The sequence below is a fragment of the Desulfotomaculum sp. 1211_IL3151 genome, assembly GCF_036763075.1.
Classification (GTDB): domain Bacteria; phylum Bacillota; class Desulfotomaculia; order Desulfotomaculales; family Desulfotomaculaceae; genus Desulfotomaculum.
Genome location: NZ_JBAIYV010000050.1, coordinates 113,371 through 136,451, shown reverse-complemented (window position 1 = coordinate 136,451; position 23,081 = coordinate 113,371). Strand labels below are relative to the sequence as shown.

The 23,081-nt window shown below is 47.2% G+C and carries 18 protein-coding genes; 17 read left to right on the top strand and 1 reads right to left on the bottom strand.

The window, feature by feature from the left end:
- Nucleotides 1-118 precede the first annotated feature (118 nt).
- Nucleotides 119-5,407, top strand: a complete 5,289-nt coding sequence (locus tag V6C11_RS14085; RefSeq protein WP_333531833.1) for an Ig-like domain-containing protein — start codon at nucleotides 119-121, stop codon at nucleotides 5,405-5,407.
- 135 nt (nucleotides 5,408-5,542) lie between these two features.
- Here the strand turns inward: V6C11_RS14085 and V6C11_RS14080 are convergent, their stop codons facing one another.
- A complete protein-coding gene (locus V6C11_RS14080; protein WP_333531832.1) occupies nucleotides 5,543-7,414 on the bottom strand; it encodes a CHASE2 domain-containing protein in 1,872 nt (623 codons plus the stop codon).
- Nucleotides 7,415-7,542: 128 nt separating this feature from the next.
- Between V6C11_RS14080 and V6C11_RS14075 the strand changes: the two genes are divergently transcribed.
- The 16 genes from V6C11_RS14075 to ftsX all read left to right on the top strand — a co-directional run bounded on the left by V6C11_RS14075 (nucleotide 7,543) and on the right by ftsX (nucleotide 23,071).
- A complete protein-coding gene (locus tag V6C11_RS14075) occupies nucleotides 7,543-8,643 on the top strand; it encodes an HD domain-containing phosphohydrolase (RefSeq protein ID WP_333531831.1) in 1,101 nt (366 codons plus the stop codon).
- A gap of 4 nt (nucleotides 8,644-8,647) precedes the next feature.
- Complete coding sequence (locus tag V6C11_RS14070) at nucleotides 8,648-8,983, top strand: DUF3307 domain-containing protein (RefSeq protein ID WP_333531830.1); 336 nt, start codon at nucleotides 8,648-8,650, stop codon at nucleotides 8,981-8,983.
- A 65-nt stretch (nucleotides 8,984-9,048) separates the two neighbouring features.
- On the top strand, nucleotides 9,049-9,504 hold the full coding sequence (locus tag V6C11_RS14065) for a glycosyltransferase (RefSeq protein WP_333531829.1): 456 nt from the start codon (nucleotides 9,049-9,051) through the stop codon (nucleotides 9,502-9,504).
- 11 nt (nucleotides 9,505-9,515) lie between these two features.
- Nucleotides 9,516-11,249 (top strand): sensor domain-containing diguanylate cyclase, encoded by a 1,734-nt coding sequence (locus tag V6C11_RS14060; RefSeq protein ID WP_333531828.1) that lies wholly within the window; start codon nucleotides 9,516-9,518, stop codon nucleotides 11,247-11,249.
- A 188-nt stretch (nucleotides 11,250-11,437) separates the two neighbouring features.
- Nucleotides 11,438-11,662, top strand: coding sequence for a DUF1659 domain-containing protein (locus V6C11_RS14055; RefSeq protein ID WP_333531827.1), 225 nt, complete (start codon nucleotides 11,438-11,440; stop codon nucleotides 11,660-11,662).
- A 13-nt stretch (nucleotides 11,663-11,675) separates the two neighbouring features.
- Nucleotides 11,676-11,894: a DUF2922 domain-containing protein gene (locus V6C11_RS14050; protein WP_333531826.1), complete on the top strand. Its 219-nt coding sequence runs from the start codon at nucleotides 11,676-11,678 to the stop codon at nucleotides 11,892-11,894.
- Between the two features lie 146 nt (nucleotides 11,895-12,040).
- Nucleotides 12,041-12,745, top strand: coding sequence for a ComF family protein (locus V6C11_RS14045; RefSeq protein ID WP_333531825.1), 705 nt, complete (start codon nucleotides 12,041-12,043; stop codon nucleotides 12,743-12,745).
- A 407-nt stretch (nucleotides 12,746-13,152) separates the two neighbouring features.
- Nucleotides 13,153-13,350, top strand: coding sequence for a cold shock domain-containing protein (locus V6C11_RS14040; RefSeq protein WP_011879371.1), 198 nt, complete (start codon nucleotides 13,153-13,155; stop codon nucleotides 13,348-13,350).
- 267 nt (nucleotides 13,351-13,617) lie between these two features.
- Complete coding sequence (gene hpf / locus V6C11_RS14035) at nucleotides 13,618-14,151, top strand: ribosome hibernation-promoting factor, HPF/YfiA family (protein WP_333531823.1); 534 nt, start codon at nucleotides 13,618-13,620, stop codon at nucleotides 14,149-14,151.
- 252 nt (nucleotides 14,152-14,403) lie between these two features.
- Complete coding sequence (secA, locus tag V6C11_RS14030) at nucleotides 14,404-17,025, top strand: preprotein translocase subunit SecA (protein ID WP_333531822.1); 2,622 nt, start codon at nucleotides 14,404-14,406, stop codon at nucleotides 17,023-17,025.
- Between the two features lie 35 nt (nucleotides 17,026-17,060).
- Nucleotides 17,061-18,165 (top strand): peptide chain release factor 2 gene (gene prfB / locus V6C11_RS14025; RefSeq protein WP_333531821.1). Its coding sequence is split into 2 segments (ribosomal slippage): nucleotides 17,061-17,132 and nucleotides 17,134-18,165, totalling 1,104 coding nucleotides; the frame shifts between segments, so codons are not numbered across the junction.
- 385 nt (nucleotides 18,166-18,550) lie between these two features.
- A complete protein-coding gene (locus V6C11_RS14020; RefSeq protein ID WP_333531820.1) occupies nucleotides 18,551-19,402 on the top strand; it encodes a YitT family protein in 852 nt (283 codons plus the stop codon).
- Between the two features lie 83 nt (nucleotides 19,403-19,485).
- On the top strand, nucleotides 19,486-20,301 hold the full coding sequence (locus V6C11_RS14015; RefSeq protein ID WP_333531819.1) for a transketolase: 816 nt from the start codon (nucleotides 19,486-19,488) through the stop codon (nucleotides 20,299-20,301).
- A 101-nt stretch (nucleotides 20,302-20,402) separates the two neighbouring features.
- On the top strand, nucleotides 20,403-21,347 hold the full coding sequence (locus V6C11_RS14010; RefSeq protein WP_333531818.1) for a transketolase family protein: 945 nt from the start codon (nucleotides 20,403-20,405) through the stop codon (nucleotides 21,345-21,347).
- Nucleotides 21,348-21,507: 160 nt separating this feature from the next.
- Complete coding sequence (gene ftsE / locus V6C11_RS14005) at nucleotides 21,508-22,194, top strand: cell division ATP-binding protein FtsE (protein WP_333531817.1); 687 nt, start codon at nucleotides 21,508-21,510, stop codon at nucleotides 22,192-22,194.
- Complete coding sequence (gene ftsX, locus V6C11_RS14000) at nucleotides 22,184-23,071, top strand: permease-like cell division protein FtsX (RefSeq protein WP_333531816.1); 888 nt, start codon at nucleotides 22,184-22,186, stop codon at nucleotides 23,069-23,071. Before ftsE ends, ftsX begins: the two co-directional genes overlap by 11 nt.
- Nucleotides 23,072-23,081 lie beyond the last annotated feature (10 nt).

The following is a 23,081-nucleotide window of genomic DNA, read 5'->3' as shown; positions in this document are numbered from 1 at the left end:
AAATTATTGTGATCAGAGTACTATTTCATTTCAAGTTTTTAAAAAAAATGCCGAAAAATTTAGGAAGTTATAATTTATATAAAAAGCAGTAAAGTAACCATGAGTGAGGGGGGGAATTGTGAAAAATACAACGCGAATATCCATTTTAATCGGAGTATTGGTTTCTTTGATGTTCATTGGCAGTTTAACAGCTTTCGCAAATACAACGGGGAATGACTCTTTATTTTCAGATGTAACCGCTGACTATAATAACACATTGTTTATCAACTACCTTGCTAACCAGGACCTAATCCGAGGTTTTCCTGATGGCACCTTTCGCCCCAATGACGGTTTAACCCGTGCGGAAGCTGCTGCCTTATTAGTCCGTGCGGCTAAAGTAAATGCCGTGACCGGGGCAACGCGGTTTGCGGATGTACACTCTCACCACTGGGCGGCGGCTAGTATTGAAGCGGCGGCGGCGGCCGGACTGATCAGCGGTTATCCTGACAATACCTTTCGTCCCAATGCCTTTCTTACCAGGGCCGAAGGGATCACTCTGTTTTTACGGCTGTCAAAACAACCGGATCCCCAGGTAGCACTACCTGCCCTGGAAGATCTGGGGCCTAATCACTGGGCGGCACGTCCCGTAGCCGTAGGATTGGCTGCCGGCATGGTGGGACTGTCTGCGGATAAAAAACAGTTTCTGCCTGATGCACCTCTTACCAGAGGAGATTTGGCCAGGGTACTGGGGATTTTATTAACCAAGGATCCTAACTTGTATCGGACAGATTTAAAGGGTAATTTAAAAGTACTGAAGGGAACAGTCACAGTAATTAATGGTAAGGACAAAGAGACAAAGGTCACAAGTACAACCAGCATAGGAACCGGACAAGTGATAAAAATCGGATCTAATTGTGATGCTGAAATCACATTTCCTGATGGTACCGGCTTACGTCTGATGGAAAACAGTGAAGTAGAAATTAAAGAAGCAAGGGGCCGTACCTATATAGCAAGTTCAGGTACCCAGGGCATCGCCGTGGATTGGTTGGCCCTAAATCTAAAACAAGGAAATTTATTTGGTGCCCTAGCCACCCTGGGGGATTCCCAGACGGATCAAAGCAGTCAGGCCATTGCTGCCGGTTTAGCCAATTATCCAAGGGTAGCCAGTGCCAATGAGGAGGATGTAAAGGAATTTCTTTCTGGTTTAGTGGCAAAGGCCCAGCAAAGTACCACCTCAGGTACTGAAACAAAAGGCCAAGATTTACCTTGGTACCAGCAAGCCCAGGCCAAAAAGGCACGTGTCCAGGTGGATATGCCTTGGTCAGTCTGTGCTATCCGGGGTACCTTCTGGGGGAACGCCGTATCCGGGGATGGTCGTTCCACAACTAACCTATTACAAGGGGAAGGGCAGGTAACTGCTGGAGGTCAAACCGTAAATCTGGCTCCGGGCCAAAGCACCGCGGTGACTGGAGCTACTCAACCACCTGCTCCACCGGTACCCATGTCCCAAGCGCAAGTTGGACAATGGGGCAACTTGACCCAATGGGCTTTGGAAAGGGCCAATGACATTGATGCCCATAGAGAACAGCAAGTTCCACCACCGCCAGCAGTGGCTGCTCCGTCAGCGCAGCCACTGCTGGGACAGCAACCAGTTAATCAACCAGTACAGCAACCACCGCAACCAACTTTACAAAATCAGCCGCAAACTTTTAATAACGTGGTAAATGCTTATGGGAGTATATTTAATGGCAGAGTTCCTGACAGTATAGCAAACCTAATTAGAGCTGCCGCACCATCTCAGCCTGCAAACTCGGGCCAATCAGCATCGCAACAATCATCTAGTACTGGTGGAGGCGGCGGCGGGGGCGGCGGAAGCTCCTCAGCCATCGGCATCAGTAAGATTAGCAGCATAACCGTGGCTTATGGAACAACGTTAGATAAGTTAGACTTGCCGACACAAGTAGAAATCAGCCTGAGCAACGGCACCAAGCAGACAGCAGGAGTAACTTGGGATCAGGGAACACCTGCCTACGATGGTACTCAGGCCGGAGTTTATGAATTCCGGGGAACCCTAAGTCTTTCTGGGGGAGTGAGGAACCCCGACAATTTAAAGGCAGAGATAAAGGTAACCGTATTGTCCCAGGAACATTCAGTCATCGGCATCAGTAATATTAACAGCATAACCGTGGCTTATGGAACAACGTTAGATAAGTTAGACTTGCCGGCACAAGTAGAAATCAGCCTGGGCAACGGTACCAAGCAGACAGCAGGAGTAACTTGGGATCAAGGTACACCTGCCTATGACGGAAAAACCGCAGGAACCTATGCATTCCAAGGAACCTTAAACATTCCTAAAGAGATTAAAAACCCAGAGGGATTAAAGGCGAAGGTAAAAGTCATAGTTTTAGCTCCGGAAATTCAAATTCAAACAGTGGCTTCCCTAAGTGACTTAACTGTAGCCAATGGAACAATGCTTGGGAGTTTAGGGCTGCCACCACAAGTAGGAATCACCCTGAGCAACGGTATTAGCCAGATAGTGGAAGTGATCTGGGATCAAGGAACCCCGACCTACAATGGAAATACCGCAGGCACCTATGAATTTGCAGGCACCTTGAACTTACCACAAGGAATCACTAATCCCCAGAGAATAAAGGCAAGTGTAAAAGTCACAGTAATGCCTGTGCCTCAACCTCAGAAAGTTGAAATTGCAGCAGTAAGTATCATCCAAGAAATACCTGTTGAGTATGGAACAGCACAAGAGAACCTGGGGTTACCGGAAGAAGTAGAGGTCAGCCTAAGCGATGGAACTTACCGAACACTGGAAATAACCTGGGATCAAGGAACCCCGACCTACAATGGTTACGCCCCAGGTGCCTATGCATTTGCAGGCACCTTGAACCTTCCAAGTGAGGTAAATAATCCGGCGGGTTTAGTGGCGAAGGTGAAAGTAATTGTTAGCGATGGTGGAACAGTACAGATGCCAGTAGTCACTGAGCTTGAAGTAACGGCAGATAATCCATCGGTAAATGAAGAATCAAATTACACCCTGAAATTTAGCACGGATATTGGTATTAATGAAGGGGATGTTGTTTATATCAATATCTATCCAGAGTTTAATATAAGTAATGTGGATAAGGCTAAGGTTAAGTTAACAGTAGATGATGTAGACTATACCGGTTTAGTTGAAAAATATGATACTATCTTTAACGTAACGATTACATCAGATATCGCTGCTGGTAAGAAAATATCCCTAAGTATACCCGGGATAATAAATCCTAACGGTGAATCTCATAATAACCAATTCTTCTTTGGGTTGGTTGGTATCAATGATGACAGTGGGGCAGTAGCTACAGTGGAGATTTTCCCACCGGTACTTGCGGGGATATTTAAGCTTTGTTGTTCTAATGAGACTGTAGCCGGCCAACCTGAAAAAATGATCTTGGAAATTGTAGATCAAGATGACAACCTGGTGGAGCAGGAGGAAGAACTAACCGTTCAGTTAGAAGCTAAGGATCGTTATGGTTATCATGTTGGTGGAAAGTTTCTTGGGGCCGATGAAAATGAAAATGCTACAGAAACAGAAATAACCAGCGTAGTAATTCCGGCAGGAGAAAGTGGCGTTGTATTTTATTATTGTAATACTAAGGTCAGCCCCGAGGGGGATGCTGTACAAATAATCTGTAGTGGAGGCAATCTAGATCCAGTTACCAATTTGCTCAAAATTTATCCCGCTGAAACAAAAAAAGTTTCATTAATATGTATTGGTAGCACCAATATACCTGCTGGCCAGGCAATTGGGCTTTATGCACAGTTACAGGATCAGTATGGTAATTTAGTACATTCCCTCAGTGATTCCCTTTCCCTAACGGTAAGCCTTCAGTCAACACGTGGGGGAGTATTTTCGGTGGACCCAGATATTGAAATTAGTGAATTGGTTTTCCAAGTAACAGATATTAAAAAGTTCTTCTACTATCAAAATGACTCACCGGGGGAAGTTACTATAACTGCAAAGCCAGTTGGAAGTGAGGGAATCGAAGAAAGCAGTATTACTGTGGTTTTTACAGAAAATGGTGATGCAAGCCCATTATCACTAAGATTGATCGGTCATAGTTACTATGAAGAACCATATGCTAGTCAAGAACCAGGGAGTGAGTTATTCATTGCCAACCGTGACAGTGGGGATAGCAATCGGTGGCGGATTTACTGTTCAGAAGAAGATTTGCAGGAGGGCTTGCCCGCCGGAACCATATTCCCAATGGAAGTAAGTTGTAATCTGATCCCTCAGAGTGAGGATTTAATTGTTAGTCTTTCCGCTGGAGACGAGACGGAAGGGGTAAAATTCTATAACCAAGTCACGGTTAATAACAGCTCCCCCTGGTATGAGGGAGAACCTACCAATGAAGTGGTAATTCCTGCTGGATGTGTGAAGGAGAAAATTTACTTTAAAGCTGAAGGCAGTGGAACGGCTATAATTGAAGCTTCAGCTACCCTCGAAGATGATCAGACAATTGAAGGAGAACTGAAAATTAACCTGGAGCAAGCGGAACACCTGGTCGTTTACTTCCCATTGAATGGGGAGCCGGGCGATACAACCCAGGAGTCTGTTGTGGTTGAGCCTGGGGAAAGTCTGCCATTTATTGTGGTTCTGACAGACAGCCAAGGTCATCCTGTACGGGCAAAAAGGGATATTGATGTTAAACTGTGGTTTGAAGGTGGTTTGGGGGGTTACGATATTGTCCAAATACCGGCAGACTACCATGGTGTACAAGTAGTTCTAGATATTCCTGCTCAGAGAGGTGTAATTTCGATCGAGGCTAGCGTAGACGGAGAAAACGCAGAAAATATCTATGGTGATTATGGAGAAGTAAATGTAGTTCAAGAAGCCGTTCTCTGCACGGAACTATTGAAAGGCTGGAACACTTTATCCACCCCGGTGACTTTAGCCTATGATACCCTAAATCAAATTATAGAGGATCCAGAAAAAATAGACATGATCGTTACCTATGATGGAGGGTACAGGAAGCAGATTGATCTGGGCAATGATGGCAAATGGTATATTGAAGAAGGCTGTGAGTTTGGACTTGAATCATTAACAGCCATTTATGTCAAAATGAAGGATGACTCTGCGGCTCATTTCATTGCCCAAAGTGTACCAGCCCCTCCAAGCAGAAACCTGAAATCTGGTTGGAACCTGATAGGCCCAACCATTACTGGCAACTTTGGACCGGATAAAATAGAAGTAGAAGAAGTCCTGTCCAGTATCGAGGGTAAATACCGCATGATCATAAGCCCGGGTTTCGGTGGCCAGGATTATTGGGTATATGCTCCTGGCTCTGAGGGTAGGCAGTATATGGAACTTGGTCGGGGTTACTGGGTCTACATGGAGGAACCAGCCACGTATACGCCGATTGAATATATCCAGTCGTGACGGTGAACAGAAACCAGTAGGACATAATTATAAGGAAATGTAATAGAGACTGTTGCACAATGAACCTTGAGGTTCTCGCGCAACAGTCTCTTTATTTAATGGGTGACAAGGGACGGGGTTATTGACACGAAGCTTTCATTCTCTGCCAGTGCCGCTTGCGGCATGGGGAACTACCGTGTAAACACCAATGGGAAGCGTAAAACCTTTCACTTCTGCCTGACCCAAGAACTCCAACGACGACCTAAGCTCACAGTTATCAGGCAGTTTTTGCACCGACCTCTCACTAATCACAATCAAAGTACCAAAATTCTTCGTCAAGCCCTCCACCCGGGAAGCCAGGTTGACATCTTCGCCGATCACCGTATAATCCATGCGCTCGGGACTGCCGACATTGCCCACCAGCACACTGCCGGAGTTAATACCTACCCCCACATTTAATGCAGGGGTACCCTGGGCAGTCCACTTTTGATTAAGGTTGCCAATGGCTTTTTGAATTTCCACTGAGGCCCGGATGGCCCGCTCAATATGATCCTCATAAAAGACCGGCGCGCCAAAAATCGCCATCAAACCGTCACCCAGGTATTTATCCAGCATACCCCCATGGCGAAAAATAACATGGGTGATGGCTGTGAGGTATTCATTTAAGCGGCTTACCACCTCTTCCGGGGCCTTTCCTTCGCTATAGGCAGTAAAGCCCCGGATGTCACAAAACATAATGGTAAGCTCCTGCCTTTTACCCCCGAGAGATACTTGATCGGGGCTTTGCATTAACTCATTGACCACATCCGGGGACAGGTAGCGGCTAAACATAGCCTTGGTTTTGCGGCGGGCCATTTCAGCCTGCATAAAGTCTGTGGCGGTGGTTGCGGCGTAGGTTAAAAATATCAAAACAATAGGAGCGGCTAAATTAACCCACCAATGGGCCTGCCATGACAGAAATACAACGGCCACCGCAATAGCCACTAAAAATAATGTACCCAATAGACCCTTCCAGGGTCCGCGGCCGGCCACCAGGAAAGAGGTGGCGAAACCAGCTAGGGCAAGAAAAATAATATTAATAAAGGGTGAAGTTTGCCGGAACCAACGGTTTGTCATAAAACTATTTACAGTGGAAGCATGGATCTCCACTCCCGGTGTTGGCAGGGAACCACTTAACACCATGTTGGTGGTGGTAAAAGGTGTAGGCCATTCATCATGACCCATTGCTGTGGTATCACCGATCAAGACGATTTTATCCTTGAAAAAGGATGCGGCAACTTTCCCCCCCAATACATCAACGTAGCTAATGGTGGTGAAGGCCCCACGAGGACCCCAGAAATTTACCAGGGCCCGGTTGGAGTTATCAATGGGTATGTTGTTTTTGCCAACCATAAGCTGATTGTTGGCAAGTTGGATATCCCGGGGATCAATGTCCTGGGCCACCAGGGCCACGGCCATACCAAAGGACGGAAAGGGTATATCAAAGGTATTGACATCTACCAGGGTTGCCCTGCGGATCACTTGATCTGGGTCAGTGGGTGTATTAGCAAACCCGAGTCCAGCTAATCCGGCAGACATAAAATATGGATGTGGTGTCAAAAGTCTTTGCTCCAGATGACCAAGATCATCCTTGGCATAGGTAAATGAACCGGCCAAAACCACCTTGCCATGACGGGTAATTGACTCTGCAAAGGCCTGGTCTTCGGCAGCCGAACTGGGTGAGTCAAAGACCATATCAAAGCCAACCACCTTGGCCTCCTTTAAGCCTTCCAGAAGCTTGGCGTGTACCGATCGAGGCCAGGCCAGGGGACCTATTTTATTAATTGAAGCCTCATCAACGGCCACAACAACAACCTGCTCCCCTGGCTGTTGCTGACCCTTTAGCCGAAACCAGGCATCATAAATATTCATTTCCAGTCGACCCATAAAACCCATGGTGACGACAAGTTCAACTAAAATAAATAAGAATAACGGGATGAACAGTTTACGATTAAGATTTTTATAACTGACCTTTTTATCCAAGTCCAAGTTAAACATCCTTTCCAGCCTAAATATATAAAAATTAACAAAATATTCTAGTTCATTGGTTCATTTTCCTTGCTATTTCAGTTAAAATATTAACAATTCTGAAAGTGTATGGGAATGAGGAATAGAAAATGAGTGATCACTCGCTTAAGACTAGACAACAACACTTAGAAGCCCTCTGGGAAATTGCCAAATCCTTGCAGGCTTCTTTAAATCTCGAAGAGGTACTGGATCAGGCCCTAACCCAGGCTATGCAGGTAACGAATGCAGAGGCAGGGACCCTATGGCTAAATGATAATCATACCAATGAATACATCGAACCAGTATTAGCTAAGGGACCCAGGGCAGATGGCCTCAAGGGACTCAAATTAAAAATTGGTGAGGGGATGGCTGGTTGGGTAACCGCCCAGGGGAAATCACAAATGATTGCCGATGTCCTTAACGACCCACGCTGGGCCGAGCGTTTTGACCAGTCCACAGGTTTTGTGACCCGTTCCTTGCTTTGTGTACCGCTGCTGACCCAAACATCCAGCATTGGCTGTCTGCAACTGGTCAATAAGCTTGATGGCAAGTTGTTCAACGAAGATGATCTAAGTTTATGCGAAGCCCTAGCCGGGGTTATTGGCATTGCCATTGAAAACAGTCGCCTTTATACAGACCTAAAGACCATGTTTAAAAGTTTCTTGGCAACCCTGGCCTCAGCCATTGATGCCAGAGACCCCTATACCAGGGGCCATTCGGAAAGGGTTAGCCAATACAGTCTGAAGATTGCCAGGGCCATAGGGTTGTCGCCAAAGGAACTGGATACCTTGGAAAGGGCGGCATTTCTGCACGATATCGGCAAAATAGGCATCCGGGATAATATCCTGCTTAAAGAGGCCCCACTGGATAACGAAGAATTTGTGACCATGAAGAAACATACGGATATTGGTCAGGAAATTCTGCAAAGTATTGAGCCAGCCCATCTAGTGAAGGAAATAGCCTTAGGAGCAGCCTGCCACCATGAAAGGTATGATGGAAAGGGCTATCCCCGAGGAATCCGTGGAGAAGACATTCCCCTGTCGGCTAGGATTATGGCCATTGCTGACACCTTTGATGCCATGACCACCGATAGACCCTACCGTAAGGGATTATCCAAAGAAGCGGCATTGCAAGAAATAATCCGTTGTACCGGGAGTCAGTTCGACCCGGTTTTGGCGGCAGTCTTTTTAAGTGAAATGAAGAAGGGATAACGATATGAACCTATTCGAGTGGTTGCTGATCGGTCACCTGGTGGGGGACTATTTATTACAGACCCGGTGGATGGCGGAAAATAAGGCAACAAAAATTTTTCCATTAACCATCCATAGCCTGGTTTATACCGGGGCAGTCTTTGCCTGCTCCCTTCCTGTCGGAGGGATAAAGCCAATCGAAGTGGCCCTGATATTTTTCTCTCACCTGATTCTAGACCAAAGGACTTTCTCTAATTGGTGGATTACAAAAATCAACAAATCACCAGATATCCTTTGGTTAAAAATAATGAATGATCAAATATTTCACTTGCTGGTGTTGGTTATTATTGCCGGGGTATAACTCCATTAAAAAATGCACCCCCTTAGCTGGTCCAGACATACTCTAGGGACACAGGGGGTGTTTTTATGTGGACAGTTATTGGGTCCATGATCATTTTAGTGCTGGCTTGTTATGGGGTCTATTACCTGGTGCAGGATCTGCTGCGCTTTTTCCGTGCAGAACCAGGGCCGCCGGTGAGTATGTTGGTGGTTATTCGTGACCGGGCCCAGGATCTGGAGTATCTGATCCGTAGAATGAATAACTGGCGCAAAAAACAGTGGGTGGAATTAGAACTGGTGGTGGTGGACGATGGTTCCACCGATGATACAAACAAAATATTAAGTAACCTACAAAAAAAATACTCCTATCGCCTGGTATCCCTGCCCCAGGGCCCAAGGGGGGATAAGCCGGATGAGGCCTTGCAAACCGGTCTGCTGCACTGCCATAATGCCCTGGTTTGGTTGGTGGATCTGAGGATGCTTCCCCAGGGTTTGCTGGCGGAGAAGGTTTTTCGTGTATTTTTCTGCCAGGGTTGGAGGTAAATTACCATTTCTTGTCGAATAAATGCAACAGAAACAAGGTGGTGATGACTATCTCCAAGCAAGGAGTTTTTAGTTTATTATATACATGGACAATCATTTTACTAAGTGCTGTTTGGCTGTGGAAGACCTTTCCACAGCTTAACTTTGACCATATTGGGACACTGGCTGCCCTCATTGTACTGGGAATTTTGGCTGAATGGTTGGCAGTACCCTTTTCCCAAGGCTATCTTTCGGGTACCTATGTCATTGTGTTGGCCACCCAGCTTATTGGCGGCGGTGTTGCTGCGGCTTGGGTTATCGGCCTTATTTTAGTTATTGGGTTGGGCATTGCCAATCGGGGCAATCCCCTGCGCACCACATTATTTAATGCAGCCCAGCATGTTTTGGCAGTGGCTGCCGCCAACTTTGCTATCCAGTTAATGATTGGAGAGTTACTGGCCATTGTCCTCTTCACATTGGTATATTTCGGCATAAATCACCTCCTGATTTATCTTTACCTGCTGCCCGGACGTAGGGATCACCCTGGCCTTTTCGGCTGGGATGCCCTGCGCTGGGATAGCTATACCTACGTTCTTACGGTACCCTACGGTGCCTTACTGGCCAAGCTTTATGAAACCTCCGGCATTCTTTGGGCAGTGCTTTTTTTCCTGCCGGCAGTAGCCTTTCAAATCATTCTAAAAAAATATGTTCAGCTGGAATTATCAAACCGTGACCTAACAGCACTGTTCCAGGTGGCTAAAAGGCTGCGGGACAGTAATCACCCGGCGAACTTCTTTGACGAGCTTTTGCAGGAATGTCGATGCGTTGTGGGTTTTAACGCAGCCATCATCCTAGTTTGGTCCCAGGAACGTCAGTTGTTTTTACCCGGGGCGGCCCAGGGGGACCAGCGGGAAGAACTGTGCAACCTTGTTTTTACTCCCTCGGAGGGGTTAATAGGGCAGGTCATGCAAAGTAAAGAGCCCCTTGTGATTGATGATATCGGGAAAATGAGCAACCCCGAAGAGGCCGGCCCATTTCGCTGCTATCGTTCAGTACTGGTAATTCCCCTGTTGGCCCAGGGAGAGGTAACCGGGGTACTGGTGTTGGGGTCGTCACAACCCTATGCCTATGAAGAAAATCATGTACAGCTGCTTAGTATAATAGGCGGGCAGGCCGCAATGGTATTAAAAAGTGATATGTTGGCGGACCATATCCAGCACCTGTTGGCCACCGATCGTCTGACCAACTTCCTGAGTCACCGACAGTTTTATAAGCTGGTGGTGAAGGAGATGGTAAAGGCTGCAGAAGAGGAGACCGGGGCATCCTTGCTGCTGGTGGATATCGATAATCTGCGTAGTATAAATGCCCGTTATGGTCATGCCGCGGGGGACGGAGTTATTCAGTTGGTGGCCTCTGTGCTGCGGGATGTCACCGGCCCTGCCAATATCCTTGGCCGCTATGGGGGCGGCGAATTAGTGGTTTTGGCACCGGGGCTGGATACACCGGCTGCCCTAAAATTGGCGGAAAAAATTCGGGTAGAGGTGAGGGATGGTCGGTTAGAGCCAGGGGAAGCCAAAGCCCAACTTCCTGTGCGGGTATCCATCGGGGTGGCTACCTTTCCCCAGGATACCAACGACCCGGATCAGCTTTTTCAAGGGGCCGAAAAGGCTGTGGCCCGTGCGAAGGAATTGGGCCGGGACCGCTCCATTGCCTACCGTCAGACTTTAAGAACTAAAATCAAGGCAGATATAACTACGGTAGTATGACGAGGTGGAACACCGACTGGCTAAAAGTCGGTGTTTTTTATTCTTTATATAATCAAAGGTACCCGATTTAATAATCCATTCAATGCCAACTTCTGTCAATTGAATCTTTTTCTTTTTAGCCCAAAGCCAGTAGAATATCGGCAAGCGCTAAAACAAATGGGGCCGGCCCTAAAAAAGGAGAAAAGATTATGCCTGTTCTGAAAGAGCCCTTTGGTTGCAGTATGAAGATGCGTTACCAGCAAGGAGTAAACCACAATGGTGATCCTGTTTTTGTCAATCGGAGCTACTCGAAAATTAAGGTAACTGCTACCGATCAGGATATTTACGATGTGGCGGCAGTTCTCAACAGTCTCCAGAATAGTCCCCTGTTGGCTGTATATCGACAGGACGATTCTGAACTCATCAACCAATAAGGGGGAATAAACCATGAGTAGAACATTGGAACTAATTTTTGTCAATGCTATCGGTGGCAAAGTAACCCTAAGGGTTGCTGATCCCAAAGATGACTTAACCGAGGCGGAGGTCAAAACCGCCATGGAACAAATCGTGGCCAAAGACATTTTCAGCAGCCCAGGCGGCAGCCTAGTCGGTGTGGCCGGTGCCAGAATTGTTAGTCGCGATGTTAGTGAGATGGATTTAGTCTAACCGAGGTGGGAGGGGCGGTTTACCGCTCCTCCGCTTTTTGCCGTTAGCTTTTTAGCCATCAGCCGGCCAAAACATAAAAACGAAAGAAGCAGGATAACGCTTCGCTAATAAAGAAACATTTCAAAAATTACCTAGAGGTGATGGCCATGGTTTCCTTTTGGGAGGCTTTGTTAAATCTAATCTTTCCCGAGCCACCGGGCTGCAAGCTTTGTGGTGCAGCCGGGAGGAAGCCGCTTTGCTCGGCCTGTGAAGGATGGTTAGCCAGTTGGGCCAGCACACCAAAATGCAGTATTTGCGGCAGACCCAGCCCATGGCCCCAAACCACCTGTGTCTCATGTCAACAAAACAGACCACCCTTTGTGCTGGCCAGGGCAGTGGGACCCTACGAGGGCAATTTTAGGGAAGCCATTCACCGATTAAAATATAAAGGCAGAAAAAACCTAACGCCACTGTTAGGGAAGTTCCTATTGACCTTAATCATGAAGGAGCCGGAACTAAAAAAGGTCGATGGGGTATTACCCGTACCACTGTCACCGAAGAGAATGAGGCAGCGGGGCTTTAATCAAGCAGAGCTGCTGGCCATAGAAGTAGCCAGAGACTTACAAAAACCTTTATTAAAGAATGTCCTCATAAAACCAGTAGAAACAGCACCACAAACGGGACTCAACAAACTCCAACGCCAAGAAAACCTACGAGGTGCCTTTCGGGTCCAAGACCCCTCCCAAATAAAAGGCCAAAACATCCTGCTGGTAGACGATGTCTTCACCACCGGCTCCACCGTATCAGCCGCAGCCGAAACCCTCCAAAGCCAAGGAGCCGGGAAGATCTACGTGGTCACCCTGGCTAATTGACGCAAGGGGACGGTTCTTCCAAAACATTTTCCTTACCTAAACTTACAATAATTTTCATACACCACCATATGCGACAGATTACCAAAAATAACCCTACGTCAAATAATTATGGGAAATATTGTAAACAAAGAAACTTCTACAAATATCATGCCAACAATTTTCAGTGTTTGACAAAAAACAACACCCCTGTTAATCGATTTCCACAGAAAAACCTCTGAAATGATGGGTTATTAACAGGCTTATCCACATTATCCACAGGAAAACAGTTACCAACAGGAAACTTTTCGACATTGTTACAGAATATGGAAAATGCGGCATGGGTTGACAGTCAATTTTCAAAGTAGTATTATATTTGTACGTGAGTCTGTTTTTGGCTCCTGAAAGTATTTTGAAAGCGAGGAATGTAAATGCTCGGCAAAGTAAAATGGTTCAATGCGGAAAAAGGTTATGGCTTCATTGAAAGAGAAGAAGGTGGCGACGTATTCGTTCACTTTTCCGCAATCCAAGAAGAAGGTTTCAAAAGCTTAGCTGAAGGTCAAGAGGTTGAATTCGACATCGTTGAAGGTGCCCGTGGTCCCCAGGCTGCTAACGTTACCAAACGTTAACATAGGATTGAAACTTCTACCCCCGGTATATAGATATCGGGGGTTTTCTAATTTAGAAAATGAATGTAGCCCTCCGATGTCAGCATAAGATAGCCTTGGGAAAGGCCATGGCCTATGGCAGGATGAATCATTTTCATCCGTGGTTTGTGACCGTGAGTCATGGAGGGTTGGTGTAAAAAAATGTTTTAAATCTGCAGGATTTTAAGTGATTTTCGGGAATACTATTAGCAAGGTAGATACTTCCAAACTGCGAAAGGAGTGGTGCTTGTGAAAGTGCAAGTTCGCGGTAAGAACATTCAAGTTACCCCCGCCCTGAGGGAATATGTGGAAAAACGTCTTGGTAAATTGGATCGCTTTTTAGAAAATATGGGGGAAGCCATAGCAACACTGGTGGTGGAAGGGGATTCCCATAAAATTGAGGTTACCATACCAGTAAACGGCATGCTTTTAAGAGGCGAAGAATCAACCGAAGAAATGTATTCCTCCGTGGATTTAGTGGTAGAAAAAATGGAGCGTCAGATTGAACGCTACAAGGGCAAAATCAACCGCCGAAGTGGTCGCAATATGGCCGATATGGGTGGTCGGGCACCTGTTGTAGAAGAACATTTCGAAGATGAAACACCTGCGATCATCAAAACAAAGCGTTTTGCCATTAAACCCATGGCACTGGACGAAGCTATCATGCAGATGAACCTGCTGGGTCATGACTTTTTTGTCTTCTCCAATGCTGAGACCGATCAAACCAACGTCATTTATAAAAGAAAAGATGGCAAGTACGGCCTAATTGAGCCGGAATTCTAAGCACACAGTGGCACACCAAGGGGTGTGCCTTCTGTATTTTCAGGGAAAAAGACCTAACATTACCAAGGCCAATTGTTGACAAAGCAGCAGGAAAACCAAGAGATAGAACGAATTTTGGTACTATACTATTGGTTTCTTGCTTTGGCCTAATTTGAATGGTAGAATAAATTTGCTATATTTCTCTGCTTACTAGGGAACCTTAGGGTTCCTTTCCTTTAGTAAATAAGGTAAAACCTGAAAGGTGGGCAACTGTTGTTAAACTTTATAAAAAATTTGTTCGACGATAACGCCAGAGAGGTAAAAAAACTTCAACGTGTGGTTGATGAGATTAATGGTTTAGAAGAACAAATAGCCAAACTGACTGACGAAGAATTGCGTGGAAAAACGACTGAATTTAAAGATTTACTGGAAAAAGGTAAGACCCTAGATGATATTTTACCCCAAGCCTTTGCGGTATGCCGCGAAGCATCCAAACGGGTGCTGGGCATGAGGCACTATGATGTTCAGCTAATCGGTGGTATGGTCTTGCACCAAGGCCGTATTGCGGAAATGAGAACAGGTGAAGGTAAAACCTTAGTGGCTACTCTGCCAGTTTATCTTAATTCCTTGACAGGTAAAGGTGTTCATGTCATCACCGTTAACGATTACCTGGCCTCCCGTGACAGTGAGTGGATGGGCAAACTGTATCGCTTCCTAGGCTTATCCACAGGCCTGATTGTCCATGGCCTAGACCAGGAACAGCGCCGCCAGGCCTATGGCTCCGATATTACCTACGGCACCAACAACGAATTTGGTTTTGATTATCTGAGAGACAACATGTCCCTGCACCCAGAGCAGTTGGTACAGAGGGAACTAAACTTCTCCATCGTGGACGAAGTGGACAGTATCTTAATCGACGAAGCCCGGACACCCTTGATCATTTCCGGGGTAGCCGACAAACCAACCCAGCTTTACTACACCATGGCTAAAGTGGTGCCCAAGTTGATCAAGGATACCGACTATACCGTAGACGAAAAGGCCCACAATGTGCTGCTGACCGAAGATGGGGTTAACAAGGTAGAAAAGCTGTTGGGTCTGGAAAACCTATACGACGAAGCCAACATGGAAATCAATCACCACCTAAACCAGTCCCTTAAGGCCCATGGCTTAATGCATCGGGATAGGGACTACGTGGTCAGAGATGGCGAAGTGGTCATTGTTGATGAATTTACCGGCCGCCTTATGTTTGGCCGCCGTTACAGCGATGGTCTACATCAGGCCATTGAAGCCAAGGAAGGGGTTAAGATCGAGAAAGAGTCCCAGACCCTGGCCACCATCACCTTCCAGAACTATTTCCGTATGTATAAAAAGCTGGCCGGCATGACCGGTACCGCTTTGACTGAGGAAGAAGAATTCCGTAAAATTTACGGTTTAGATGTGGTGGTTATCCCCACCAACAAACCCACCATTCGTAAGGATCTGGCAGATTTAGTTTATAAAACCGAGACAGCTAAATTCAAGGCTGTGGTGGAGGATGTAGTAAACCGCCATGCCACTGGGCAACCTGTATTGGTGGGAACCATCTCCATTGCCAAGTCCGAGCTGTTAAGCAGCTTGCTAAAAAGAAGAGGTGTACCACACCAGGTATTAAACGCCAAAGTCCACGACAAAGAGGCAGAAATCATTGCCCAGGCAGGACGGTTTAAGGCAGTAACCATTGCCACCAACATGGCCGGCCGTGGTACAGATATTTTGTTGGGTGGCAACCCAGAGATATTTGCCCGTAATGAATGGCGCAAAAAAGAGGGTGTTGGGGATGAAACTGCCCCAGAGTATCAACAGTTACTGGATAAATTCAGAGTCCAGTGTGAAGGCGAGCGGACCAAAGTAGTTGAATCCGGGGGTCTACACATTATTGGTACCGAGCGGCATGAAAGTCGTCGTATCGATAACCAGCTGAGGGGTCGTGCAGGGCGTCAGGGTGATCCCGGTTCCAGCCAGTTTTACATTGCCTTGGAAGATGACCTCATGCGTCTCTTTGGTTCCGACAATATCTCTGGTTTAATGGATCGTTTGGGCATGGAAGAAGATGTACCCATTGAAAATGGCCTTATCACCAAGTCCATTGAAACTGCCCAAAAGCGGGTGGAAAACCGCAACTTTAGCATTCGGAAGCACGTATTGGATTATGATGATGTAATGAATCAGCAGCGGGAAGTTATTTATGCCCAAAGACGCAAGGTGCTGGTCGGTGAAAATTTAGCCGAAAATATTCGCGAGACCATTGCTGCCGTAGTGGGACGCTCCATTGATATTTACTGTCCCGAAGGTGTGCATCAGGAAGAATGGGATCTGGCAGGTCTCTTTGAGTATGCCGAGAACCTCTATCTGCCCAATCATGAGCTTGATCCTGCCGATTATGAAGAAACAGGCCGCCAGGGTCTTAAAGAAGAGTTACTGGAAAAAACCATGGAGTACTATCAAAAGAGAGAAGAGGAACTGGGCAGCGAAACCCTTCGGGAAATTGAGCGTATTATACTCCTGCGTTTAGTAGATGAAAAGTGGATGGACCACCTGGACGCGATGGACCAACTGCGGGAAGGTATTGGCCTGCGGGCTTACGGTAACAAAAACCCTGTTATTGAATATAAATTTGAAGCCTTTGACATGTTCAATAACATGATCGCCACTATTCAGGACGATGTGGTTCGCTATGTCTTCCGGGTGAATGTGGCAACTCCTCAGGAAAGAAGCCAGCGGCAGGTGGTAGAAAACCGTTACGCCGAAGAGGGGGGCAGCCAACCTTTCCGCAAAGAAGCACAGGTTGGTCGAAATGATGATTGCCCCTGTGGCAGTGGTAAGAAGTATAAGAAATGCTGCGGTAAGAATGCTTAGGCAGTAATGCCAAACCCAAGAAAGGGTGGATACCAATGTTAGATTCAGAAGTAAGGCGCAGCCTGGAACAACTGGGCCAGCGTATCGAAGATTTGAGGGTTTCCCTTTGACATTGACAGCCAGCAAGGGGAAATAAACAAGCTAGAAAATGAAATGCTGCAGCAAGGTTTTTGGGATAATTTAGAATACAGCCAGAAGGTCAGTCAGAAGCTGGCTTCCCTAAAGGATCGAGTCGGGGCCTTTAAGACCCTGGAGGGCTCCTTACAGGACTTAGAAGTGATGCTGGAACTTTGCCAGGAGGAACAGGACCTACTGTTGGAGGAGGAATTTAGCACCGAGCTAAATTCCCTCTCCCAGCACCTGGAGGAAATGGAACTGGAGGTTATGCTATCCGGCTTCTATGACCGGGGAGATGCTATCTTAGCCCTGCACCCTGGTGCCGGCGGTACCGAATCTCAGGATTGGGCCCAGATGCTTCTGCGTATGTATACCCGTTACTGTGAAAACCACAACTTCAAGGTGGAAATATTAGACTTACTTCCCGGCGACGAAGCAGGAATAAAAAGTGCTACCATTCAAGTTTCTGGTCCCAATGCATACGGTTACCTGCGCTGTGAAAAGGGTGTTCACCGTCTGGTCAGAATTTCCCCCTTTGATACGGCGGGACGTCGTCACACCTCCTTTGCCTCGGTGGATGTACTGCCGGTGGTGGATGACGAGGTGGAAGTTAACATTAAGCCGGAGGATTTAAGGATCGATACCTACCGTTCCGGCGGGGCCGGCGGCCAGCACGTCAACAAAACTGACTCGGCTGTGCGCATTACCCACCTGCCCACCGGTATTGTGGTGGCCTGCCAGAACGAACGCTCCCAGACCACCAACCGCCAGGCCGCCATGAAACTTTTAAAGGCCAAGCTGATTGACCTGGAGCTGCAGAAAAAGGAAGAGGAAATGCTGGCCCTCCGAGGCGAACACAAAGAAATTGCCTGGGGCAGCCAAATTCGCTCCTACGTCTTCCACCCCTACAGCCTAGCCAAGGACCACCGTACTGGGGTAGAAACCGGCAACGTCCAAGCCGTAATGGATGGCAACATAGAGTCCTTTATAACGGGATACCTTAAGAGTAAGGTTGAAACATAGGTGAATCTTAGAAACGGTTCCTTTGGCAGGGGTTTTGCTGCTAAAGGAACTTTTTTGCCCTTAGCCCTTAGCCTTTTAGCTTAGGGGTATTACTTATGGAGCGACCATGAGCCGTGTGTTTAGGCGTTTTTATTGTGACGATGTAGATTTCATTGTCATTCTGAATGATAGCGAAGGATATTTTTCAGTGGGAAGTCGGTTTGTTCGACAAAAATTTTATTACATTGGAAGGATTTACTAGGTGGGAGGAGAAAAGTTATACAGTTGCGCTTAACCCAGCCAAAGGCTAAAGGCTAAAAGCTAACGACGAATACGAAATAGCATAAACAACTTCTGGGTATGATAAATTCTATAAACTAGCAGAATAACCTGAAAGGACCACATGATGATTTTACGTTTCATAAAAGATAACTTGGGTGTTACGGTTGGTGCTATTCTCACAGCCATTGCACTGGATGCCTTTTTAGTACCGGCCAAAATTGCTGCTGGGGGGCTCAGTGGGGTAGCCACCATTCTCTATCACCTATTAAATCTACCGGTTGGTCTAATGATGCTTATTATGAACGTGCCCCTTTTTATTTGGTCCTTTTTTCGACTGGGTTCAAGGTATAGTGTCAATTCCATTTATGGCACCGTTGCTTTATCTGTATTTATTGATTTATTTGCACCCTATATACCTTTATTAACGGAGGATTTACTATTAGCCTGTCTCTATGGTGGGGTATTAATGGGGCTTGGTTTGGGGCTGGTCTTTCGGTTCAATGGAACCACCGGCGGCACCGAATTATTGGCAGCCATTCTGAGGACCTATGTGGGTATCAACATCGGCCAACTTCTCTTCATTATTGATGGCCTGGTGGTAATCTGGGCCGGGTATGTCTTTCGTTCAGCGGAACTGGCCATGTATGCGCTCATTGCCATCTTTCTCACAGCTTGGCTCATTGACCTTGTAATCGACGGCTTTAGTTCCGACAAAGCCTTTATCATTATTACCCGTAAAGCGGATGCTATCAGTCAGGCCATCATTAAAGAACTAGACCGCAGTGCCACCGCCTGGAAGGCCCGGGGCATGTACAGCGGTGAGGAACAAGAAGTAATGATATCCGTAGTGGGTCGGGCCGAAGCTACCAGGCTAAAAGAAATTGTCAAAAATGAAGACCCCCGGGCCTTTATTATCCTGGCCAATGTCCATGAAGTGTTGGGAGAGGGGTTTAAGGAGCTAGAGAAGGCAGACTAACGAGACGGCCCTGAGCCTGGGCCATAAGCCATGAGCTAATGGCATCTATTTTTGTTTTATTATAAAATTTTGGAGGTAATCGAATGGAAGAAAAGATTCGGGATTTACAGCAAAGGGCGAAGGCCATGCGCCGCCACATTATAACCATGCTGGGCGAGGCTGGTTCTGGACACCCCGGTGGTTCACTGTCTGCTGCCGACATCGTTAGCGTACTTTATTTTGACACCATGAAGCTAGACCCAGAGAAGCCGGACTGGCCCGAGCGTGATCGGTTTGTACTGTCCAAAGGACATGCCGCACCGGTACTTTATGCTGCACTGGCCGAAAAGGGTTTCTTCCCCAAAGAAGAGCTCATGACACTGCGTAAATTGGGCAGCCGTTTGCAGGGGCACCCAGATATGAAAAAACTTCCCGGCGTAGAAATGTCCACTGGCTCCCTGGGCCAAGGCCTCTCCACTGCCATCGGCATGGCCCTGGGTCTGCGCTTAGGTGGCGGCCAGCAAAGGGTTTATGCCTTATTGGGAGACGGTGAAGTGCAAGAAGGCCAAATTTGGGAAGCAGCCATGGCAGCAAGCCATTTTAAACTGGACAACCTCACTGCCTTTTTAGACTACAACAACCTACAAATTGACGGCCCTGTGGATGTAGTGATGGACGTCGCGCCCCTTAACGACAAATGGCGTTCCTTCGGCTGGCATATCCTACAAATTGACGGTCACGACATGGCACAAATTCTCCAGGCTTTAAAAGAAGCCCAAGCCACCAAAGGCAAACCCACCATGATTATCGCCAAAACCATCAAAGGCAAAGGCGTATCCTTCATGGAAAACCAAGTAGGCTGGCACGGCAATGCCCCAAAACCGGAGCAGGTGGAGCAGGCGCTGCAAGAACTGGCTTAGACTTTGGGGCAATCCTTATGAGTTGCTATTAGCTAAAGACTAAAAGCTAACAGCTAGACCCCCAAAGTCCTACCCAATAGCACGCAAGGAGGTTACATATTATGACAAAGAAAATCGCCACCCGGGATGCCTACGGGCAGGAACTAGTTCGCCTAGGAGCTGAAAATAAAGATATTGTGGTATTGGATGCAGACCTCTCCAAGTCCACAAAAACGCATGACTTCATGAAAAACTACCCCGAGCGTTTCTTTAATATGGGTATTGCCGAGGCGAATATGATGGCCACGGCTGCTGGCTTAGCGGCGGTGGGCAAAATCCCCTTCGCCAGCACCTTTGCGATGTTTGCCACCGGCAGGGCCTTTGAGCAAATCCGCAATAGTATTTGCTATACTAAATTAAACGTAAAAATCGCTGCCACCCACGCAGGTGTTACTGTGGGAGAGGATGGAGGTTCCCACCAATCCATCGAAGATATTGCCATCATGAGGGCACTGCCGGGGATGACCGTGTTTGTCCCGGCCGATGCCGTGGAAACCGCTGCTGCCATCCGGGCCGCTGCGGAAATTAAGGGCCCTGTTTATATTCGCTTGGGCCGCTCCGGAGTACCGGTCATCCATGGCGAAAACTTTAAATTTATCCCAGGAGAGGCAGTTACCCTCAAGGAAGGTACCGACGTAGCTCTTATAGCAACGGGCATTATGGTTCCGGCTGCCTTAGAAGCTGCGAAAAAGCTAGCCGATCAGCACATCAATGCCATGGTGGTGGACATTCACACCATTAAACCGCTGGATATCGTTGCGGTGGTGGAAGCCGCACGCAAATGTGGGGCAGTGGTTACCGCCGAAGAACATTCCATCATTGGCGGCCTGGGCAGTGCCGTAGCCGAAACCCTGGCCGAACACTACCCCGTCCCATTACAAAGAGTAGGTGTCCGCGACACCTTTGGTGAATCAGGCAAACCCGAAGAACTTCTCGGCCACTTCGGCCTAACCGCCGATAATATAGCAGCGGCAGCCCAAAAAGCAATTGCCAGGGTGAAGCGGTAGGACCCTAAAAGAGTGCCCCTAAGCGGCACTCTTTTTCCATTTCTAACAAAAGTAATCATTTGCCACGAAAATTTGACGTTTTTTAAAGGAATTTGCTTTTACCCTGTCGAACCCCGTTAGTTGGTACCTACATCTTTTTTCGAATCGAAAGGGTGTCAGAATGATACAGTTTTACAATGTCTCAAAGGTCTATGAAAATGGTGTCAAAGCCATTAGCGATCTAACCTTTCATATAAAAAAAGGTGATTTCGTTTTTTTGGTTGGCCCCAGTGGTGCAGGTAAGTCTACCTTGATTAAGCTCATCTTTCGGGAAGAGCTGCCCAGTCGAGGGCACGTCATGTTTAATGGTAGAAACACTGTCCGCATGAAGGGACGGGATGTTCCTTACATGCGTCGTAAAATAGGTATGGTTTTTCAGGATTTTCGCCTCTTACCTCAAAAAACTGCGGCTGAAAATGTAGCCTTTGCTTTGGAAATTACCGGGACTTCCGGCAGAGAGATCAAGCGAGTTGTACCCCAGGTCTTAGAACAAGTGGGGCTAAAGGATAAAGGTAAACTGCTGCCCGGTCAAATGTCCGGTGGAGAACAGCAGCGGGTGGCCATTGCCCGAGCCATTGTTAATGAGCCACTTATGATTATTGCCGATGAACCAACGGGTAACCTAGATCCTGATACCTCCTGGGAAATTATGAAGCTCTTTCAAGATATTAACCGCCGGGGCACCACCATTCTCATGGCCACCCACGATTCAGATATTGTCAATACCATGAAGAAGCGTGTCATTGCCCTAAGCAATGGAAGTATGGTGCGGGATGAAGAGAGCGGGGTGTACCGCTGTGAATCTTAATACCCTAAAGTACTTTTTCAAGGAAACCTATCACGCCTTAACAAGAAACAGTTGGCTCTCCCTATCATCCATTGGCATTGTAACAGTATCCCTCATTATTCTGGGGGCATCGCTGCTGTTGGTGGTAAATGGCGAGAAGCTAACCAGTTCCATGGAAAGCAGCGTGGAAATTACGGCCTTTTTAAATGAAGATGTGGGCAAAGTGGAGCGGGATACCATCGAAGAGAAAATTAAAAACACCCCCGATGTGGCATCCGTCGAGTTTATCCCCAAAGAACAGGCTCTACAAGATATGAAAAAGAGCTTCGGCGATCGGGCCGAACTGCTGGAATCCATGGAAGACAGCAACCCCTTGCCCGATGCCTTTCGTGTAAAAACCACGGAAGCAGAGTCTGTGCCGTCCGTGGCCAAAGCCTTGGAAAAAATAGATGGTATCGAACAGGCCCGTTACGGACAAGGCGTGGTGGAAAAACTCCTCACCATTACCCATTGGGTTCGCCTGGCCAGTGCCGCAACCTTAACACTGTTAACCCTGGCCGCTGGTTTCCTCATTGCCACTACCATCCGTATGTCCGTTTTTGCCCGCCGCCGGGAGATTGGTATCATGAAGATTTTAGGGGCCACCAACTGGTTTGTACGTTTTCCTTTTCTAATGGAAGGAATCATACTGGGTCTAACGGGTGGCTTGCTGGCCGTATTGGTGGTGGATTTGGGATACCTATCTCTAATCAAGAGACTGCAAATATCCATACCTTTTATTCAACTGATGACGGATCAAAATACCCTGTTGACCATCCTTGGTGGTATGATTGGCCTGGGCGTTCTGATTGGTGCCCTGGGCAGTTGGTTTTCACTTAGAAGATTTCTTAAAGTATAGTTTTGGAGGG

What these genes read in the sequence shown, in the direction of transcription:
- V6C11_RS14075 (WP_333531831.1), top strand. Translation starts at nt 7,543, where the DNA reads ATGAGTGATCACTCGCTTAAGACTAGACAACAACACTTAGAAGCCCTC.
- V6C11_RS14070 (WP_333531830.1), top strand. Translation starts at nt 8,648, where the DNA reads ATGAACCTATTCGAGTGGTTGCTGATCGGTCACCTGGTGGGGGACTAT.
- V6C11_RS14065 (WP_333531829.1), top strand. Translation starts at nt 9,049, where the DNA reads ATGTGGACAGTTATTGGGTCCATGATCATTTTAGTGCTGGCTTGTTAT.
- V6C11_RS14055 (WP_333531827.1), top strand. Translation starts at nt 11,438, where the DNA reads ATGCCTGTTCTGAAAGAGCCCTTTGGTTGCAGTATGAAGATGCGTTAC.
- V6C11_RS14050 (WP_333531826.1), top strand. Translation starts at nt 11,676, where the DNA reads ATGAGTAGAACATTGGAACTAATTTTTGTCAATGCTATCGGTGGCAAA.
- V6C11_RS14045 (WP_333531825.1), top strand. Translation starts at nt 12,041, where the DNA reads ATGGTTTCCTTTTGGGAGGCTTTGTTAAATCTAATCTTTCCCGAGCCA.
- V6C11_RS14040 (WP_011879371.1), top strand. Translation starts at nt 13,153, where the DNA reads ATGCTCGGCAAAGTAAAATGGTTCAATGCGGAAAAAGGTTATGGCTTC.
- V6C11_RS14020 (WP_333531820.1), top strand. Translation starts at nt 18,551, where the DNA reads ATGATTTTACGTTTCATAAAAGATAACTTGGGTGTTACGGTTGGTGCT.
- V6C11_RS14015 (WP_333531819.1), top strand. Translation starts at nt 19,486, where the DNA reads ATGGAAGAAAAGATTCGGGATTTACAGCAAAGGGCGAAGGCCATGCGC.
- V6C11_RS14010 (WP_333531818.1), top strand. Translation starts at nt 20,403, where the DNA reads ATGACAAAGAAAATCGCCACCCGGGATGCCTACGGGCAGGAACTAGTT.
- ftsE (WP_333531817.1), top strand. Translation starts at nt 21,508, where the DNA reads ATGATACAGTTTTACAATGTCTCAAAGGTCTATGAAAATGGTGTCAAA.